Source organism: Flexistipes sp., from assembly GCF_036172515.1.
In the GTDB taxonomy this organism is placed as follows: domain Bacteria; phylum Chrysiogenota; class Deferribacteres; order Deferribacterales; family Flexistipitaceae; genus Flexistipes.
Map to the genome: position 1 here is coordinate 61,451 of NZ_JAXKVW010000012.1, position 19,566 is coordinate 81,016.

Annotated in this window: 21 protein-coding genes; 20 read left to right on the plus strand and 1 reads right to left on the minus strand. The window is 39.5% G+C overall.

Annotated elements, in window-relative coordinates; all coding sequences use genetic code 11:
* Nucleotides 1-9: 9 nt before the first annotated feature.
* The 20 genes from UMU13_RS08850 to cysK all read left to right on the plus strand — a co-directional run bounded on the left by UMU13_RS08850 (nucleotide 10) and on the right by cysK (nucleotide 18,637).
* Nucleotides 10-522, plus strand: a complete 513-nt coding sequence (locus tag UMU13_RS08850; protein ID WP_328218518.1) for a hypothetical protein — start codon at nucleotides 10-12, stop codon at nucleotides 520-522.
* A complete protein-coding gene (locus tag UMU13_RS08855) occupies nucleotides 523-1,104 on the plus strand; it encodes a DUF2318 domain-containing protein (protein WP_328218519.1) in 582 nt (193 codons plus the stop codon). It begins immediately after the preceding gene.
* Entirely contained in the window at nucleotides 1,086-2,216 is a 1,131-nt protein-coding gene (locus tag UMU13_RS08860; protein ID WP_328218520.1) for an ABC transporter permease, read from the plus strand. The genes UMU13_RS08855 and UMU13_RS08860 overlap by 19 nt, the downstream gene beginning before the upstream one ends.
* A gap of 129 nt (nucleotides 2,217-2,345) precedes the next feature.
* Entirely contained in the window at nucleotides 2,346-3,053 is a 708-nt protein-coding gene (locus tag UMU13_RS08865) for an ABC transporter ATP-binding protein (protein ID WP_328218522.1), read from the plus strand.
* Nucleotides 3,046-4,152, plus strand: coding sequence for an ABC transporter permease (locus tag UMU13_RS08870; protein ID WP_328218524.1), 1,107 nt, complete (start codon nucleotides 3,046-3,048; stop codon nucleotides 4,150-4,152). The genes UMU13_RS08865 and UMU13_RS08870 overlap by 8 nt, the downstream gene beginning before the upstream one ends.
* 11 nt (nucleotides 4,153-4,163) lie before the next feature.
* On the plus strand, nucleotides 4,164-5,018 hold the full coding sequence (locus tag UMU13_RS08875) for a DsbA family protein (RefSeq protein ID WP_328218526.1): 855 nt from the start codon (nucleotides 4,164-4,166) through the stop codon (nucleotides 5,016-5,018).
* Nucleotides 5,019-5,630: 612 nt separating this feature from the next.
* The gene (locus UMU13_RS08880) at nucleotides 5,631-7,679 is read left to right on the plus strand and encodes a heavy metal translocating P-type ATPase (protein WP_328218528.1); all 2,049 of its coding nucleotides are present in this window, start codon (nucleotides 5,631-5,633) and stop codon (nucleotides 7,677-7,679) included.
* Nucleotides 7,680-7,698: 19 nt separating this feature from the next.
* On the plus strand, nucleotides 7,699-8,085 hold the full coding sequence (locus tag UMU13_RS08885) for a DUF302 domain-containing protein (RefSeq protein ID WP_328218530.1): 387 nt from the start codon (nucleotides 7,699-7,701) through the stop codon (nucleotides 8,083-8,085).
* 21 nt (nucleotides 8,086-8,106) lie between these two features.
* Entirely contained in the window at nucleotides 8,107-8,322 is a 216-nt protein-coding gene (locus UMU13_RS08890; protein WP_328218531.1) for an SHOCT domain-containing protein, read from the plus strand.
* A gap of 792 nt (nucleotides 8,323-9,114) precedes the next feature.
* Complete coding sequence (locus UMU13_RS08895; protein WP_328218533.1) at nucleotides 9,115-9,540, plus strand: hypothetical protein; 426 nt, start codon at nucleotides 9,115-9,117, stop codon at nucleotides 9,538-9,540.
* A gap of 155 nt (nucleotides 9,541-9,695) precedes the next feature.
* Nucleotides 9,696-10,112, plus strand: coding sequence for a hypothetical protein (locus UMU13_RS08900; protein WP_328218534.1), 417 nt, complete (start codon nucleotides 9,696-9,698; stop codon nucleotides 10,110-10,112).
* A 347-nt stretch (nucleotides 10,113-10,459) separates the two neighbouring features.
* The gene (locus UMU13_RS08905; protein WP_328218535.1) at nucleotides 10,460-10,765 is read left to right on the plus strand and encodes a c-type cytochrome; all 306 of its coding nucleotides are present in this window, start codon (nucleotides 10,460-10,462) and stop codon (nucleotides 10,763-10,765) included.
* Complete coding sequence (locus UMU13_RS08910) at nucleotides 10,765-11,574, plus strand: SCO family protein (RefSeq protein WP_328218536.1); 810 nt, start codon at nucleotides 10,765-10,767, stop codon at nucleotides 11,572-11,574. Before UMU13_RS08905 ends, UMU13_RS08910 begins: the two co-directional genes overlap by 1 nt.
* Nucleotides 11,571-13,202, plus strand: coding sequence for a cytochrome c oxidase subunit I (gene ctaD / locus UMU13_RS08915; RefSeq protein WP_328218537.1), 1,632 nt, complete (start codon nucleotides 11,571-11,573; stop codon nucleotides 13,200-13,202). The genes UMU13_RS08910 and ctaD overlap by 4 nt, the downstream gene beginning before the upstream one ends.
* Nucleotides 13,183-13,785 (plus strand): cytochrome c oxidase subunit 3 family protein, encoded by a 603-nt coding sequence (locus tag UMU13_RS08920; protein ID WP_328218538.1) that lies wholly within the window; start codon nucleotides 13,183-13,185, stop codon nucleotides 13,783-13,785. The genes ctaD and UMU13_RS08920 overlap by 20 nt, the downstream gene beginning before the upstream one ends.
* 9 nt (nucleotides 13,786-13,794) lie before the next feature.
* A complete protein-coding gene (locus UMU13_RS08925; RefSeq protein ID WP_328218539.1) occupies nucleotides 13,795-14,085 on the plus strand; it encodes a cytochrome C oxidase subunit IV family protein in 291 nt (96 codons plus the stop codon).
* A gap of 18 nt (nucleotides 14,086-14,103) precedes the next feature.
* The gene (gene coxB / locus UMU13_RS08930; protein WP_328218540.1) at nucleotides 14,104-15,318 is read left to right on the plus strand and encodes a cytochrome c oxidase subunit II; all 1,215 of its coding nucleotides are present in this window, start codon (nucleotides 14,104-14,106) and stop codon (nucleotides 15,316-15,318) included.
* Between the two features lie 4 nt (nucleotides 15,319-15,322).
* Entirely contained in the window at nucleotides 15,323-16,132 is an 810-nt protein-coding gene (locus UMU13_RS08935; RefSeq protein ID WP_328218541.1) for a UbiA family prenyltransferase, read from the plus strand.
* 253 nt (nucleotides 16,133-16,385) lie between these two features.
* Nucleotides 16,386-17,672 (plus strand): O-acetylhomoserine aminocarboxypropyltransferase/cysteine synthase family protein, encoded by a 1,287-nt coding sequence (locus UMU13_RS08940; RefSeq protein ID WP_328218542.1) that lies wholly within the window; start codon nucleotides 16,386-16,388, stop codon nucleotides 17,670-17,672.
* Nucleotides 17,673-17,689: 17 nt separating this feature from the next.
* A complete protein-coding gene (cysK, locus tag UMU13_RS08945; RefSeq protein WP_328218543.1) occupies nucleotides 17,690-18,637 on the plus strand; it encodes a cysteine synthase A in 948 nt (315 codons plus the stop codon).
* Nucleotides 18,638-18,860: 223 nt separating this feature from the next.
* On the opposite strand, the gene UMU13_RS08950 is transcribed toward cysK, so the two are convergent.
* A complete protein-coding gene (locus tag UMU13_RS08950) occupies nucleotides 18,861-19,445 on the minus strand; it encodes a hypothetical protein (protein ID WP_328218544.1) in 585 nt (194 codons plus the stop codon).
* Between the last annotated feature and the right edge of the window lie 121 nt (nucleotides 19,446-19,566).

A 19,566-nucleotide genomic window follows, 5' to 3' on the forward strand; every position in this document is an offset into this window, starting at 1 on the left:
CATTAGGGAATGTTGAAAAAAATACTTTCACTGTTTAAGTCGGAAGACACGGTACTTTTGGTATTTCTGATTCTGCTGCTTTTGCTGGCATTTAATTTTAGAAATTTGTCCATCTGGGAAAAAACACTCCCGGCAAAACTGGGGGGGCTGCCGCTGAATTCATTCACTCTCGGAGATGAAGCAGAAGGTAAAATTTCCAGACTTATGGAAAATGCAGATGTGGAGACGTCTTCCAGTGTCATTGCCGAATATACTGACGGCCTCGATTTTATACAGATTGTTTCCGTCAGAGCTCAGGAATCCGGACATATAAAGCTGATTAACATTTTAGGAAATAAGCTTCATTTTTACAAAAGTGCATACAGGATAAAAAATGCCTCTGTGGAGGTTTTTGAGGGAAATATGGGTGACCGGAACTTCTATGCCCTGAGCGGCAAATCCAGGGTAATTTTAATAAATTCATCCGTAAAGCTTAACGAAGGAAGTATTCTCAATATTTACGGATTTCTTAGGAGGCTTTAAATGAAGAAAAGTGAAGCAAAAAACAAATTTGAAGAGGATAAATTCCGATACAAGGGGCCGAATAAGCTGATTATTGCAAGCACATTTTTTGTTATATTGGCAGTCATCGGGGTTTTTTACGTTAAGTCGTCAAACAGTAACCAAATCGTCTCAAGATATGAGGGAGGGGACTACAGATTAAATGAAACGTTTGAATATGAAAACTCACCGATAAGTATGACCAATATAAAGAGTGAAATTGCTGCGGATAAAATAAAAATTTCTTTGGAGAAAATCAAAAAAAATAAGCTTGTTCATATAGCTGTGGAAGGTACTGACAATGCATTGACCGCTTTTATTACAAATGCCGGCAGACTTATTGTGGCCGTTGCCATGTGCGAGCCCTGCAGATCGACACGCTTTAGAATTGAGGAGTATAACCTCGTATGCGAAACGTGCGGAACAAGATGGAATCTGAACGATTTAACGGGACTTTCCGGCGGTTGTCCTCAATATGCCCCTGAGGGCCTTCCTTACGAGGTTAAAGATAACTATGTTTATGTAGACAAACAGATTGTCTATGAATGGAAGCCGAGGATCTGAGTGTGAAACTTGAAAATATTATTATAAGAAATCTTACAGTCAGAAAGTTTAAAACTTTTTTGTCGGTGATATGTATTCTGATAGCTGTAGCGAGTATATTTGCAGTGTACAAGATAAGCAGTAAGCTGGAAAGTGAGGTTTCAAGAAGTTTTGATGAAATCGGTGCAAATCTCGTCATTACACCTGATTATAAAAACAAGGCAGTATTGACGGCGGATGATATTATAAAAATTAATTCCATTAAAAATAAAGAAAACGTAGCCGTAATAGCTCCAAAATTAATAAAAAGTCTGGATGTAAATGGTAATAATGCACCGGTTGTTGGAGTGGATTTTCCTTATGAATTAGAATTGAACAAAAATTTATGGAAGCTCAGTGGGGGAAAGCCCTCGGCTGTAAATGATGCGGTAGCGGGAGCGGCTGTTGCAGAAAAAATGAATCTTACCACAGGGGACACTGTAAACATACAGGGGAAAAGGTTTAACATTAAAGCGGTATTGGAGTCTACAGGGACTGCCGATGACAGGATGATATTTACCAATCTGCTGACATTACAGCAGCTTACCGGGAGTAAGTATCAACTTAACCTGATTGAGGTGGCTGCTTACTGTTTTACGTGTCCCCTGCCTCAAATAGCTTCCCAGATTCAGAACAAACTTCCCTATGCAAGCGTTTTTAAAGTTTCAGATGCACTTAAAACACGGAAAGCGACTGTGGGAAAGTTTTCTCTGTATTCAAAGGTAATTGAGGGGTTTATTATTATCACAGTATCCTTCCTGCTATTTTTGATAAATGTATCCCTTGTGAACGAACGAATGAAGGAGTTTGGGATATTGAGGGCACTGGGTTACAGAAAGATTCAGATAGTAGAAATGCTTTTGAGTGAAAATATAATCAAAGGTCTGGCGGGTGCTGTGACCGGCTATATCCTGGCAGTATATACCTCGAAGTTGTGGTTGTCTAATCTGCAAATTTTTTCAGTAACGGCTTCGTTTAATATTTCTGAGCTGCTTATTGCCTGTGTTTTTTCTTATCTGATAGTTGTTGTGTCATCAGTAATTCCGGCTTTTAAAGCGGCACGGGTGGACCCGATTGTGGTTATAAATGAATAAAGATTTTTGAAGTTTAAATTTTACGAATCTTCGCCCGGATGGGGAAAGGTTTATCCTCCTCCCCTAATTTAGGGGATGTTGGGTGGGGTACTTACCCAAAGATTTCGAATAGATAGTGAGGTATGCGAGATGGATGATTTTATTAAAATCGACGGATTGAAGAAACGGTACAAATCAAAAGGTGTAACTTATGAAGCTTTAAAAGATATAACGTTAAGTTTGCGTAAAGGGGAGTTCGTTGCGGTTAAAGGGCCTTCAGGCTCCGGAAAAACCACTCTGCTGAGTATTTTGGGAACACTGCTTTCACCTGATGCAGGGAACATCAGTATTGACGGTATAGATATCACAAAACTTTCCCAGGAGCGGAAAGCCGATTTCAGAGCTTTCTACATCGGGTTTATATTTCAGCATTTCCACCTGCTCCCCTTTTTATCCGTTTATGAAAATACGCTGCTGCCTCTCTCCACTATTAAAAAAGAGAAGGAGTATAAAAAGAATCTTGCTGAGAAAGCCTTGTTGACAGTGGGGATGCTTGAGAAAAAGAATAAGCTACCCTCTGAAATTTCCGGCGGCGAGCAGCAGAGAACGGCAATAGCAAGGGCAATTGTTAATGAACCGCCTCTGATATTGGCTGATGAGCCCACCGGCAATCTTGATTCGGTAAATTCTACTGTGATAATGGAGCATTTCCAAATTCTTCATGAGCAGGGGCATACGATAGTTTTTGTTACTCACGATATGAAAATGAGTGAATACGCCGATAGAGTCATACATGTTGAAGACGGATTGGTAAAAGAGGACGAAATATTTGCAAAAGAGGATAAAATTAATGTTTGATATTGCCTTTAAAAGGATGAAATCAAACGGAAAGAATACACTTTTCCTGACTTTTGTAATAGGGCTTCCTGTTTTTATTCTTTCCAGTCTTATTCTGGTTTCAAATGCTCTTAACAGAGAAATTAACGGCTTTGTAAAAAGCAGTGAAATAATTGTCAAAGTGAAGTCTGCTGCAGGAGATTCCATTTTAAATTATAAGGGTGTTAATATTACAACCGGCAGTACAGGCGGATTTTTTGACGGGAATTTTACGGATGATGTTTCCGGTATGGAGAATTTCTCTGTAAACAATATTATCTCAAAAAATATTACATTCAGAGGAAGAGAGATCAATATTACAGGGATGAATATTTATCCTGATGAAAAAAAGAATATATCCGAAAATAGTATCATCGTGGGCAGCCGGATTGCTGAGGAATTAGATATAAATGAAAAAGACAGGATAGGTATAAAAGGTTTTACATTGCAGGTGGAATCAGTCCTGAAAGACAATCCCGAATATTCCGGCAGCATAATAGTGCCTTTAAAAACAGCTCAAAATATACTGAACATGGATAATATGGTTAGTGAAATCAATATTTACGTTCCCTATAAAGCATATCTGAATAAAAAACTGGAATCATTCCTTGGCGTTCTCAAAAAGCAGCTCCCTTCAGGTTTGGAAGCATATTATGTGAAAGATGCGAAATTGCAGAGATTGAATTTCCTGAATTCCATGAGAGGTTTTTACACAATATTTACAATGATAATATTCGTTTCTGTTGTTTTTATAGTCTTTAATTACATGCTGAATAATATAAAAAATCAGAAGGTTGAAGCGGGAATAATGAGTGCTGTCGGTTTCAGAATGAAAAAAATAATTTTGATCGTTGCTGTCGAAAATCTTATGGTCACAGTGACAGCTATACTTTTTGGATTTTTGCTGTCTGCAGCGGTTTCGTTCATTATTACCGAGCATTTTATTGAAGTCGATTTTGCGATGCAGGTACCCGCTTTTTATACTTTTGGGGTAATGATAGTGGTAGTGGTATCGGCTGTTTTAGCTCAGACGAAAAACTGGATTAAAACTGATCCGGTTAAACTAATAAAAAATATTTAAGGAGAGTTTGTATGAAAAGAATTATTTTGGCGGCACTGGTAATTTTACTTGGAGTGGCTGTTTATGCTGCAACGGCAGGTATCAAGGAAGACATTGCGGAAAAAGTCACACAGAATTTCAAAAATAACGGGGTAAAGAACCCAAATGTTGAGGTTAAGGTTATAAAGAAGTTGGAAAAATCGGAGGTTTACCTTGTAAAATTAAAAATTACCGGAGATAATTTGAAAAGAGTGTTAGAGCAGCATGTTTTATCGGATGGAAGTTACATTTACCCGGAAGCTATTGATATGGTTAGCGGCAAAAAGATATTGCAGGATTTTAAGGCAGAAATCAATAAAGTCAGCTTTAGCCAGGATGATCTTGAAAAGATGGTTTTTGTCAAAGGAACAAAAGGTGCTGAAAATATAATTGTTGTGGCGGATGATTTTGAGTGTCCTTTTTGCAGAAGAGCCCACTTTTTTATGAATGATATTCTGAAAAATATACCTGAAGAAAATTATGCTTTTTATGTGCTGAATTATCCATTGCGTATGCATAAAAAAGCAGAAATTTTTGCCAAAATTCACTATGCTGCGGCTGAGATGGGATATGATTTAATGGATGAAATATTTCACTATGTTGGAAAAGGTGACTATAAAAATTTAAGTGAGGAAGAGATAATCGATTATTTTGCAAAAAAAACAAAGAACGGCAAACAGTTCAAGAAAATAGTAGGCAGCAAAGAAGCTGAAAAAAATCTAGAATGGAATATAAATAAAGGTAAAAGCCTGAATATAAGTGGAACACCGGCAATTTTTGTTAACGGTAAAAGGATTGACGGGTTTAACAGACAGAAAACCAGCGAATATCTGAATCAAATCAAGTAGTAAAACCTTTGAATAATGTATTCTTATAAATCTTACCACCCCTTAATCCCCTCCTAACTCTTTGATAGGAGGGGAGATAAAGCTCCTCCCCTAAATTAGAGGAGGTTGGGTGGGGTACTTATTCAAAGGTTTCGTAGTTTGCAAAATCAACATTAAATGGCAGACGGGGCTTTGAATCCCGTCTGCCGTTAATTTCATAAAGTCTTTTAGATAAATTTTTACCATCAAATAAAAAAATTCGGAGGCAGGACTCTATTCCTGCTGATATACGGAATATGATTTAAAAATCGTCGTTTTTTGTGGGCGGGATTATGCTTCCGTTCTGTGCCGGACACTCATTATCTAAGAGTTTTGAATAATTCAGGAAGCGCGGCTTCAGCGGTGCAAAGTTTATTCCGAGAGCCAGTATTATCAAGTATGCGGGACTACCAGGACACTTAATAATTAAGTGCCCTGGCCTAAAACTGAGAAAAACACACTATTCAAAGCCCTCTATCTGACAGGTAATGCCCCACTTTTAGAATATGCAAGTTCTTCAGAAAGCTTAGTCTGATAAAGCAATTGAAAAAAAGCTTTTATGTACAATTTTATGTATAGATGAGGAGGTATATAATGTCTGACCAACATAACCATAGCCAACATGCTCATTCCAATAATGGCGATCACCAGGGACATGACAAACATGATGGACACGGAGAAGATCATGGCAATCATCATGTCCAAATGGTTGCCGATTTCCGCAAACGCTTCTGGATTTCGCTGGCGCTGACAGTACCGATTCTAATCCTGTCACCGATGATACAGAATTTTCTGGGACTGGGAGAAAGTTTGCGCTTTACGGGTGACCTTTTTATCAGTTTCCTGTTTTCTACGGTCGTTTTTTTCTACGGCGGCTGGCCGTTTCTAAAGGGCCTGTACGATGAGCTGAGTAAAAAGAATCCCGGGATGATGACCCTGATTGCCCTGGCAATATCGGTGGCTTATTTCTACAGCAGTGTGGTGGTGTTCGGTGTGTCCGGCAAGATATTCTTCTGGGAGCTGGCTACACTGATCGACATCATGTTGCTGGGGCACTGGATAGAAATGAAATCGGTAATGGGTGCTTCCCGCGCTCTGGAGGAACTTGCAAAGTTAATGCCCTCAGAGGCTCATAAGCTGATGGAAGACGGCAGTGTGCAGGATGTACCGCTGAATCAACTGAACACCGGCGACCGGGTACTCATAAAACCCGGAGAAAAGATTCCTGCCGATGGCAAGGTTTTAGAGGGTCAAACATCTGTAAATGAAGCGATGATTACCGGTGAATCGAAACCTGTATCCAAAAAAGAGAATACCAAAGTAATAGGCGGTTCCATTAACGGGGAAGGTTCCATCACCATATCTGTGGAAAAAACCGGTAAAGATTCATTTCTTTCGCAGGTGATTGATTTGGTGCAGCAAGCTCAGGAGAGCAAATCCAAAACTCAGGATTTGGCAAATCGGGCGGCATTCTGGTTAACCATTATTGCAATCGTTTCCGGGTCGGTTACCATGTTTGTTTGGCTGGCGATAGTGCATCAGGATTTTGCCTTTGCTCTGGAGCGCACAGTAACGGTGATGGTTATTACCTGTCCACATGCCCTGGGACTTGCTATTCCGCTGGTGGTGGCGGTATCCACAGCTATATCCGCCCGCAACGGTTTGTTGATTCGCGATCGGGCGGCGTTTGAAGCGTCCCGCAATCTGCAGGCGATTATTTTTGATAAAACCGGCACGCTCACCGAAGGAAAATTTGGAGTGACTGACACTGTGATTTTGGACGGCAAGTTGGGAGAGTCAAAACTGCTGGCTTATGCCGCAGCCGTGGAGCAAAATTCCGAACATCCCATTGCAAAAGGCATTATGAATTCGGTAGAAAAATTAATAAAAGTGACCGATTTTAAATCTATTCCAGGCAAAGGCGCTAAAGGTAAAGTGGAAGGCAAAGAAGTGATGGTGGTCAGCCCCGGCTATCTGCGGGAGAACAATATTGAGTTTCAACAAAACGGCAAGATCGACAAATTAAATGCACAAGGCAAGACAGTGGTGTTTGTGCTTGTGGACGGAGAATTGCAGGGCGCCATTGCATTGGCGGATATTATTCGTCCCGAGTCCAAAAAAGCTATTGCCCGATTAAAAGAAATGGGCATACAAACGATGATGTTGACAGGAGATAACAGGCAGGTGGCCGAATACGTGGCAAAAGAATTGGGCCTGGATGATTATTTTGCAGAAGTACTCCCTAATGAGAAAGCGGATAAAGTGAAGGAAGTGCAGTCCAGGGGTCTGATTGTGGCCATGACCGGTGACGGTGTAAATGACGCCCCTGCACTGGCGCAGGCAGATGTAGGAATAGCCATCGGTGCCGGAACCGATGTTGCGGTAGAGACCGCCGATATTGTTTTGGTGCGCAGCAATCCCGAAGATGCAGTGGATATTATCGCTCTGGCCAAAGCCACCTATCGCAAAATGGTACAGAATCTGGTCTGGGCTACCGGTTACAACGCTTTTGCAATTCCGCTGGCGGCCGGTGCACTCTCTGTTTACGGAATCATATTGAATCCGGCTATGGGCGCTGTGCTGATGTCGCTTAGTACTGTAATCGTAGCGGTCAACGCCCGAATCCTGAAGGTTAAAAAATGATATATAAGGAGAGTAAATCATGAGCTACTATTTTTCAAAAATGTTTGATGGGCGTTTTGATGAGGCTATAGAAAAAGTAATTACTGGGCTTAAGGAGGAAGGTTTCGGTATTCTCTCCGAAATCGATGTTAAAGAAACTTTGAAGAAGAAATTGGATGTGGATTTTCGCAACTACAAAATTCTTGGCGCCTGTAATCCGTCATTCGCGTATAAAGCTTTTCAAACGGAAGATAAAGTAGGAACTATGCTCCCCTGCAATGTGATTGTGCAGGAGACCGATGATGGCAAGGTAGAGATTGCCGCAGTGGATCCGGTGGCGAGCATGCAGGCCATCGATAATTCCCAGTTGGGCGAAGTGGCTCAAACGATTCAGGGTAAGTTAAAGTCAGTAATTGAACGGTTATGAATTTTAAAAGGAGTAAATATTATGATGAACGGTATGTGGTTTGGCTGGATTTTTTTGTTGGTGATTATGGGATTAATTATCTGGGTTGCAGTTACCATGATAAACAAAAAACAGTCGCGTGGTGACCACCGGAATAAGCATCATGAAGAGGATGCGCTGGATATTTTAAACAAGCGCTATGCCCGCAGTGAGATTACCCGTGATGAATACGAAAGATTGAAAGATGACCTAGAGTAACCCTGATAAATGTTTGAAGCTAAAAATAAAAAAGATATACAAACTATACATTGAGCACAATGGATGAGTCTGAAAGCGCGTTGACGAGTTCCGCAATGCGTAATGTGTAATTTGTGATGCGTGATGGAGAGGTCGTGAAATATAAAATAAATCCACCAACATTAAACTTTGAACGTTGAATCTGCCTCTTTATTTCACTGTTTCACCATCTAAACTATTTCATCGATAGCGTCCCGCTTTCTAAAATATAAAAAAGCACATTAATCAAGGGTTTTTCCTTACTTTTCTTCCGGTTTTTTTAAAATGTGCAAATATTGGCTCAGTAGCACTAAATAAAATTTTAAATCTGAAAAACAAATGGTCTTTGAAACCGTAGCCCTGTTTCTTTGATGAATATCATTTTTCAAGTTTCGCACTTAATTCGGTCATTGCGGAACCCTGTGGAAACAGGGTTGTGGCAATCTCAAAACAAGAAAAGTAGAGATATTGCTTCGTCGTATTCACTCCCTGCCCTGTTAAATGCCACAGGCAATCAGCGAAGCTGATATTTAACAGGGTGAACAAAGACGTGAAAACAGCGTAAGTGCGAAACTTGAATTAAATATTTTTAATGAAAATGGATAATATTCTAAATTGGTGTGTAAAATATGCACAATAATTTAATTTAAGTATTTATTATGTTCGTATTATTTCAACTTTACCAACTAAATACCGCTTTGTTTGCATTACTTCAATTATTGGCATATTTGTTGATATAACAACAGGTATAAAACATGAAAAAAGGAGTAAATTATGAAAAAATTTAAAAAAATCTTTTCCGGAGTATTGTTAGTATTTTTTTTAATATCATTACTATACAGCTATACTCATGCTAAAGAAAATACAAAGAATATAACAGGTAGTTTGAATTCTATAGTAAACGAGATCGACGGTATTTCAATTGTGGCTAAACCTGTTAATCTCTCTTCTTCGGAGATAGTTTTTGAAATAGCTATAAACACGCATTCCGGATCATTGGATTTTGATATGAGTCAAATATCGGAGCTTGTCATAAATAATGAAAAAGTTATGAAGCCTGTCAAATGGAAAGGTTCGGCTCCCGGTGGTCATCATAGGTATGGTAAAATTCTTTTTGCCGGCTATGAAAAAGAAATTAATAAAATGGAATTGATTATCAAAGATAATGGTAATAAAAGAATTTATGAGTGGACTCTTTAATGACTTCTGCTAAGGGAATTAAAAAGATATTAACCCCTTTTTGGATAGGAGTTGCATCTTTTATTATATTATTATCCTTGTTCCTTATTTTGTTAACTTTGCTGAATTCGTTTGACGCTGCTGCAGAAAGATTTTTGTTTAGGTGGTATTTTTATTTGCCTATAACAGCAGGTTTTGGTTTGCAGGTGGGACTTTTTTCTTTTATGAGAAAGAGTTTAAAGGAAAATAATGCTCCAGCTTCAGCTTTAGTAGCGACGGGAAGTGTTTCTTCCGGCACTATGGCTTTGTGCTGTACCCATTATATTGCTAACCTGATACCTATTATGGCGGTTTCAGGCATTTCGATATTTTTTACGAAGTATGAAGTACCATTTTTGATGATGGGAATTTTCTCTAATGTGATAGGGATCAGTTTTATGTTTTTTTATATTCAGAAATATAATGTTCCAGTAAAGAATAAATTAATAAGTCAGGTTATGCGCCTGAATATGCTGAAAGTAAGGAAATTGGTTGTTCTTTTATCTGTTATTATTGTTGCTGGTTATTTTATTTATTATTCACTGATTTTTTGATCATCCAAAGTTCTCAAAAAGATATATTATAAAAGTACATGATACTTAGATAGTTTCCATCCGAAAATTCAATCACTTGTTTCAAGGTCTGTTAAATTTCGGATGAAAACTAGATAGACGGCAAATCGTTCTTCAAATTTCGATCTCATAAAGCTTTGAACAGAAACATCAGGATAAATAACGCCAGATGTTTTGCTCCGTTCCTGAAAATCCGACTATAGTAATAACTTATTGTCAAAATTTACCTATATGAGAATTTTGAGAGGTGTCAAAAAAGCAAATTTAATTGACAAGCCGGGATATCATGGTTAATGTTTAATTATAACAAGTAATCCCGGAGGCTAATAATGAGAAATATCATATCAGTTTCAGTAATTATCGGCATTTTTATTATTTCGGTCACAACAACCTCATTTGCTGCTTCTCTGTTTCAGCAAAGGTGCGCCGGTTGTCACGGAAGTACAGGCAATAAGCATGCCTTGGGTACATCTCCTCTTTTGAAGGGACAGAGTAAGGAAGATATTATCAAAAAGCTTAATGGTTATCAGGAAGGAACATACGGCGGCTCTAAAAAAAATATCATGCAGTCTCAGGTTAAGTCTCTGAGTGATGAGCAGATTGAAAAACTTGCTGAAGAGATATCCAGTTTTTGATGGTAAAAAAACTATTTTTAACGTTATTTTTTTTATTGCTTGTTTCAGCTGCTTTCGGTGCTGATGAGAGCAGCAGCAAAACAACGCCCTCGGAGAGTGAAGTGGGTGTTGAAGAAAAATTGGGAATGATAATACCGGAAGGAATATATTTTTATAATACCAAAGGTGAAAAAGTTGAAATTAAAAAACTTGTGTCCCAAAAACCTACCGTAATAGCTCCTGTTTACTATAAGTGCACTAATGTCTGCAATATACTGCAAAGCAAACTGACCAATATCCTTCCTCAGGTTAAACTGAATCCCGGCAAGGATTATCAGGTTTTGTCCGTAAGTTTTGACCACACTGAAACACCTGCCATAGCTGCAAATGAAAAAAAGAATTATATGGCAGCCCTGCCTGAAAAGTTCGGTGATAAATCCTGGAAATTTCTAACTGGCGATAAAAAAAACATTGATAAACTAATGAATACCATCGGCTTTAATTTTAAGAAGAGACCTAACAGTGATATGTTTATACATCCTGTGGCACTTATTCTCGTTTCAACGGAAGGTAAAATTGTCCGCTATTTATACGGAACACGGCTGCTCCCTTTCGATCTTACAATGGCTATTATTGAGGCTCAAAAAGGCAATATAGGGGTTTCCGTTAAGAGAGTACTGAGCTACTGCTTTGATTATGATCCCAAGGGAAGAACGTATGTTTTTAACGTAATGAGGGTTTCGGGTACAATAATTATAATATTTATAGTTATTACTTTTTTGATAATTGCTTTTGGCGGCCAGAAAAAAAGACGCAAGAGGGACAGATGAATTCTTCAGAATCAAAAACACTTTCATTCTGGGAAGATGACGGGAGATTCTCAGGTATTTTCTCATGGATTTTTACAACTGACCATAAACGTATAGGTCTTCTTTATCTCTATTCAGTACTTTCGCTTTTCGCCGTGGGTGTTGTCATCGGACTTCTGATGAGGCTGGAACTTATTGCTCCGGGCAGCACAATTGTTGGTGCGCAAACATACAATGCTTTTTTTACAGTTCACGGTGTAGTAATGATATTCCTTTTTGTTATTCCCAGTATCCCGGCTTCGCTGGGTAATCTGTTTTTACCTATGCAACTGGGGGCGGAGGATGTGGCTTTTCCCAGGATAAATCTGCTTTCATGGTGGCTTTATATAATCGGACTTATTCTTATCCTGATTTCTTTATTCACAGGGCAGGGTGCCCCCGATACAGGGTGGACATTTTATGTGCCTTTCAGTGAATATACCACAACAAATGTGAATGTGGCCGTTATCGGTGTTTTTATCCTTGGTTTCTCATCTATCCTGACAGGATTAAATTTTATTACAACGATACACAGAATGCGGATACCAGGCATGAAGTGGACAAAAATCCCTCTGTTTGGCTGGGCACTTTATGCAACGGGCTGGATTCAGGTGCTGGCGACACCCATTTTAGGCATAACCGTTCTGTTAATATTTATAGAAAGAACCATGGGGGTAGGGCTTTTTGATCCCGCCAAAGGCGGAGACCCTGTTTTGTATCAGCATCTTTTCTGGATATATTCACATCCGGCTGTTTATATTATGGTTGTGCCCGCAATGGGTGTTGTGACTGAAATAATACCGGTTTTTGCCCGCAAACATATTTTCGGTTATAAGGCCATTGCCCTCTCATCTTTGGGTATTGCTTTTGCCGGCTCACTGGTTTGGGCTCATCACATGTTTACCAGCGGGATGAGTGATACGGCCGTAATGATTTTTTCCTTTCTGACATTTATCGTAGCCATACCTTCTGCTGTAAAAGTTTTTAACTGGGTAGCCACTCTGTATAAAGGTTCTATAGTTCTGGAACCACCTCTGTTGTACGCTCTTGCTTTTATTTTTCTGTTCTCAATAGGCGGACTCACAGGTCTTGTAGTCGGGGCTGCCGGTACTGATATCCATGTGCACGATACATATTTCGTGGTGGGGCATTTTCACTACACAATATTCGGCGGGACCGTTTTCGGTATGTTCGGCGGTCTTCACTACTGGTTTCCCAAAATTTATGGAAAAATGTACAACAAAAGGGTGGCCACAACAGCTTGGGGGATACTTTTTATAGGTTTTAATGTGCTCTATTTTCCTATGCTTGTTTTGGGAATTATGGGTATGCCCAGAAGATATTTTGATTATCTGCCTGAATATCAGCTGGGGCATGTTGTATCCACAGTAGGTTCGTGGATTGTGGCAGTCGGTTTGATTCTAATGTTTTATAACCTTTACAGAGGGATTAAAAATGGAGAACCCGCGGGCAAAAACCCATGGAACGCCGCCACTCTTGAGTGGACAACACTTAGTCCTCCTCCCAAACTCAATTTTATTGAGGAGCCCGAGCTTACAAGGGGACCATACGAGTACAAAGGGATAGAAGATGACGCACAATATCAATAAGGATTATATTGGTGCCAAAATCGGCATGTGGCTTTTCCTTTTTACGGAGATTCTCCTTTTTGGCGGTCTTTTTGTGCTTTACAGCGTTTATCTGCACAGATACCCGGACGAGTTCCATTTGGCGGGTCAGGAGCTGAATGTATATTTCGGCACGGCAAATACTCTTGTTCTGCTTACAAGCAGTTTTTCTATGGCTTTGTCCATAACGGCTTTGCAAAAAGAGAATAAAAAACTTTGCATGGTTCTCCTGATTATTACAATGGTTTTAGCATGTGTTTTCCTTGTGAATAAATATTTCGAATGGGGAGCAAAAATACACCATGGCATCTATCCGGATTCCCCCACACTTCTTGAAAGACCCAAAGGTGAGATAATTTTCTTCGGACTGTATTATATAATGACAGGTCTGCACGGGCTGCATGTTTTAATAGGAGCGCTTATTATCTTTGTTGTTTTGGTACTTGTCGCTAAAAACAGGGTGACAAGTTCGGATTTTGTGGCAGTGGAGAATACGGGGCTTTACTGGCACCTGGTGGATATGATCTGGATTTATCTGTTTCCGTTGTTTTATCTTGTTGTGTAGGAGATCGGTATGCATGCTGAAGAAAAACATATTGTAGAGTTTAATGTATTGTTTAAAGTGCTGATTGCACTTTTTGTGCTTACAGGTGTGACAGTTCTGGCCGGAAATATTGATCTGGGTTATTTTAATGTGGTAGTTGCACTTTTAATTGCTACGGCCAAAGCTTCCTTAGTGGTTTTTTTCTTCATGCATTTAAAATATGAAGGCGGTTTATTTAAGATAATGGTTTTACTGGCTTTTGTTATTCTTGCAATATTTATAGGTTTTACTTTTTTTGATGTGGCATTCAGGGCAAATTAAAAATATCAGGAGTTTGTAATGTATCCACAGCTGGATTCCGTTCAGAAAGTTGATATCGCTTTTTATTACATAATAGGTATTTCCATTCTGATTCTGATAGGCATAGTTTTGACTATGTTATATTTTCTTTACAAATACAATCATAAACGGAATCCGGAGCCTGCGGATATTAAGGGCAGTCTTTTGGCTGAAACATTGTGGACGGTTATTCCCACGCTCATAGCGATAAGCATGTTTTTAGTTGGGTGGGACAGCTTTACTGCGCTTCGTTCTGCTCCGGAAAGCGCTATGAATATAAATGTTGAAGCGAGAATGTGGTCGTGGAAGTTTACGTATCCGGAAGGATTTTCCGCCGATGAACTGTATGTCCCTGTGGGCAAGCCTGTAAAATTGAATATTACTTCCAAAGATGTCATCCACAGCTTTTATGCTCCTGCGTACCGTATTAAGGTGGATGCCGTTCCCGGTATGAATACTTATACGTGGTTCAATCCATCTGAAAAGGGCGTATTTGATGTGTATTGTGCCGAATACTGCGGCGTAGGACACTCCAATATGATGTCGAAAATTCATGTTGTAAGCAGTGAAAAATATGAAAAATTTATAAATAAGAGGATCAGTGAGAAAGAATCGGCCGTGACTTTGCCGCAATTATTGAAAAAGTATAACTGTACGGATTGTCATTCACTCGATGGAACAGTGCTGGTAGGACCTACATTGAAAGATATTTATAAAAAAGAAGTTACGGTCATTGAAAACGGTAAAGAAAAAACGGTGACAGCCGATAAAGACTATTTGAGAGAATCGATATTAAATCCATCTAAGAAAGTTGTTAAAGGCTTTGATGCTATTATGTCCTCGTATAAAAATGATATATCTGAAAAAGATTTGGAGATGATGCTCAGCCTCTTTGCAGGTGAGAAAATTTCAGAGAGCAAAATAGACGGCAAGAAAGTTGCTGAAGATTCAGGGTGTTTCGGATGCCATTCGACAGACGGGACTGTGACCGTAGGCCCGTCATTTAAGAGGATGTATAAATCCAAAGAGAGTGTTATAAGAAACGGCAAGAAGATAGAAACAATTGTGGATGAACAATATCTAAGGGATTCTATACAGCAGCCAGGTAAAGATATTGTTGCAGGGTTTGACCCTATGATGCCTTCATATAACGATCTAAGTAAGGAAGAATTAGATGCCCTCGTTGAGTATATAAAAAATGCGGGCAAAAAATAGTTGAATGCTGAAACTGTTCAGGATAAATATTTCCCTGATGGTGGTTCTTTCCGCTTATTTCGGATTTTATCTCAGCGGCGGCTCATTTAAGTCCGAAGTATTTTCCGTTATTTTCGCAGTTCTTCTGCACTCTTTCGGCAATTCTGCTATAAATCAGGTTCAGGAACGGGATACAGACAAGTTGATGCCACGAACGATGAACCGTCCAGTTGTAACCGGCATGATAAGCCCTTCAAAGGCGCTTGCTCTTGGATTATTATTGATAGGTTTATCGCTTCTCATCCCTTTACTGACAGGACATTATTTGGTTGCACTTTTACTTGTCATAAATTTGGTGATATATAACATTATTTATACGCCTTTAAAGCGGAAATACTCTTATGCTTTACTTGCAGGATCCTTGTGCGGGGCTATACCTCCGGTTATCGGGTGGGGGATCTATCATAACCCAGGTTCTTTGAACAGAATAATTTTGATTGCGGCAATATTTTATCTGTGGCAGGTGCCGCATTTTCTGTTTCTTACCGAAAAATACAGGGATGAATACAAAAATGCAGGTATCAAAATAATTATTAATGAGCTGGGATATCGTAATTATTATAAGATTCTTTCAGTATGGCTTCTTTGCTATTTATTTGCTCTTATCTTTGCAATAGCGTTACTGCTGCAGAGCGGCTATCTGAAAATTGCTGTAATATTAATTGAGACAATAATAATTATAATGATAATGACTTTTCTGAAAAATAAGGCAGGGATAAAATTCACCCTTATTAATATCTCTATACTGATTTTTGTTTTTTCCTTTTTTCTCTAACTTTTAATTCTGGTTATTTACCAATTAACAACTCAATCACTCAACCACTCAACCACTCAACTAATCAACCACTCAGCTATCAAGAAATTGGGTAAATATCATAAATATCATGTTTTTTATTGACATTGCATTTATCTTGTGTAATATACAGCTATAAAGACGGATGTTGCTTTATGTTTTTAATTATGTATCTTAAAATTAAATATGCATTTTTGGGCAATATCTTAAATAATCCACTTTTTGGGAGGCAGAAATGAAAAATATTGAAAGTTTACTTTTGCATCACGGGTATGAGCCCGATTCCACAGGGGCAAGGGCGGTGCCTATCTATCAGACCACATCTTATTTGTTTAAGTCTGTTGAGCATGCCGCTAATCTTTTTGATTTAAAAGAGTTCGGGAATATTTATTCTCGTATTATGAACCCGACTCAGGATGTATTGGAGAAAAGGCTTGCTGCGTTACACGGAGGTACAGGGGCTCTGGCGGTTTCTTCCGGTCAGGCAGCAATCACTTACAGTGTTTTGAACATCGCTTCCGCCGGGGACAATATAGTCAGCTCAACTTATCTGTATGGAGGCACTACGACACTTTATAAATATACACTTAAGAAAATGGGAATTGAAGTGAGATTTGTGGATCCTTCTGATCCGGATAATTTTAAAAATGCTGCAGATGAGAATACGAAAGCATTCTATACAGAGTCCATAGGCAATCCCGGTAACAATGTTGACGATATTCCCAAAATTGCCGAACATGCACATAACCTTGGTGTTCCGCTGATTATCGATAACACAGTAACGCCGTATATTTTTAATCCGTTTGACTATGGAGCTGATATTGTTGTTTACTCTCTTACCAAGTACGCTTCCGGCAACGGAACAAGTGTGGGCGGCGCTGTCGTGGAAAAAGGTGATTTTAACTGGGACAACGGTAAATTTCCCGGCCTGACAGAGCCCGACCCTTCTTATCATGGTGTAAAATACTGGGAAACTTTTGGAAATCATGAAAGTGCCGTTGTTAGAGGAATTGCATTTGTTATTAAGATGAGACTCCAACTGCTGAGAGATATGGGTGCATGTATATCTCCTTTTAATGCGTTTATGATTATTGAGGGGCTGGAAACACTTCCTCTCAGAATTAAGCAGCACTGTGAAAATGCTCAGAGGATTGCAGAATTTCTTGAGAAGCATCCGAAAGTCAATTGGGTAAATTATCCAGGTCTTGAATCTCACAGGAACCATGAAACGGCTAAAAAACTGCTGAAAGGTAATTACGGCGGTATAATAGGTTTCGGAGTCAAGGGCGGCTTTGAAGCCGGTGCTAAGTTTATAGAATCAGTCAAGATGATATCTCATCTGGCAAACATAGGTGATGCGAGAACGCTTGTGATTCATCCTGCAAGTACCACTCATCAGCAGCTCAGCTCTGAGGAGCGTGAAAAATCGGGAGTAAGTGATGATTTTATAAGACTTTCCGTTGGTATAGAGCATGTTGATGATATAATGCAGGACCTTGATCAGGCTTTAAATAATATCTGACAGCCGGGAGGCGTATTATGAGAAACTTTTTTAAAAATTATTACAACAGCATAGGTGCAACCCCAATAGTTGAACTCTCCCATTTTAACAAAGATCTCAAAGGCAGATTGTTTGCCAAAATGGAAAGCAGAAATCCGGCATTTTCCGTTAAAGACAGGATAGCTTACTCCATGCTTAAAGATGCTGTGGAGCGGGGCGTGTTAAAAGAACGGATGACTATTATTGAGCCCACAAGCGGCAATACGGGGATTGCTCTGGCAATGGTGGGGGCTTCCATGGGATTTAAGGTTTCCCTTGCAATGCCGGAATCTATGAGTGTTGAGAGAAGATCGATGATGCAGATGCTTGGTGCAGAACTTGTTCTTACCCCCGCAGAAAAGGGTATGAAAGGAGCAATTGACAAGGTGGATGAGATGGCAAAAGAGAACCCGGATAAGTTTTTTATACCGGGGCAGTTTGACAATCCTGCCAATCCAAAAATTCATGAAGCAACAACGGGACCGGAAATTTACAGAGATTTGAGCGGTGAAGTTGATGTTTTTGTTGCAGGCGTCGGTACAGGCGGCACCATTACAGGTGTTTCCAGATTCCTTAAAAGTGTATTGTCCCGCACACTGACATCTGTGGCTGTTGAGCCGTCGGAAAGTCCTGCCATAACAAAACACATCAATAATGAAAGTTTTACGCCGGCACCTCATAAAATTCAGGGAATCGGAGCCGGGTTTATTCCTAAGAACCTCGATTTGTCAGTGGTTGATAAAGTGGAAACGGTGGAAAATGAAGAGGCTATCGATTTTTCAAAGGAAATGTTTAGAAGAGAAGGAATTATTTCGGGTATTTCCAGCGGTGCAAATTTTGCAGCTGCATACAGGCTTGCGAAACTTGATGAATTCAGGGATAAAAATATTGTGTTTATCGTTTGTGATACCGGAGAGAGATATTTGAGTACAGACCTTTTTAAATAACTTTTGAAGTTTCGCATTTGCACATATTACAAGTCTTTGTTCACCCTGTTAAATATCAGCTTCGCTGATTGCCTGTGGCATTTAACAGGGCGAGGAGTGATAACGACGAAGCAATCTCTCTTTTTATATTGTTTTGAGATTGCCACAACCGAGCACATAAACTCTTATGTGCTCGGTACCTCTGGGCGGAGTGTGGTATAGCTATGCCGGTTCAGTTATTTAATTATTTGCGGCCTCCACCGCTGCCGCTATTGCCACCAGAGCCATCTGAGCCACCGGAACCATTGCCTCCCATGCCGCTACCGTTCATGCCACCGTCTGTACTTGTGCCGGATTTTCCACCGGGGGAGCTTTCTCCAAAACCTTGAGCAGCATCAGCCCCTCTTTTGCCGGAAGCAATATTTTTTGAGACCATGTTAGCATACCTGTTTGCATGCATATGTGAAAAGTTATTCATAAAAGCTTGTCTCATCTGTTTCATTTCTTGGTGTGTGAAGTGATTTCTTATTGCATTTCCCAGTACATCAGTTGTTACATCAGATTGGACTCCAAGTTTGCTCATAACTCTTGCTGTTTCTGTTATTTCCATGGCCAGTTGATCTCTCTCTCTGGTTTGATCCCTGTCTTGATCTTGATCCTGATCCTGATCCATATCCTGATCTTTATCCATGTCCCTATCCTGATCTTTATCCATGTCCCTATCCCTATCCTGTTTCTGATCCCTATCTTTATCGATGTCTCTGTCCCTGTCTCTATCTCTATCCTGGTCCATTTCTATTGCCAACTCCTGAAGGTTTTCTTGCTGCATTGATGTGGTACAAAAATAATGGACAAAAAATTAAGCACCTATTATACAAATAAGAGAGAGGTGCAAAATGACATCGAGACGCAGGAGTTATACTGCAGAATTTAAAGAATCTGCAGTAAGA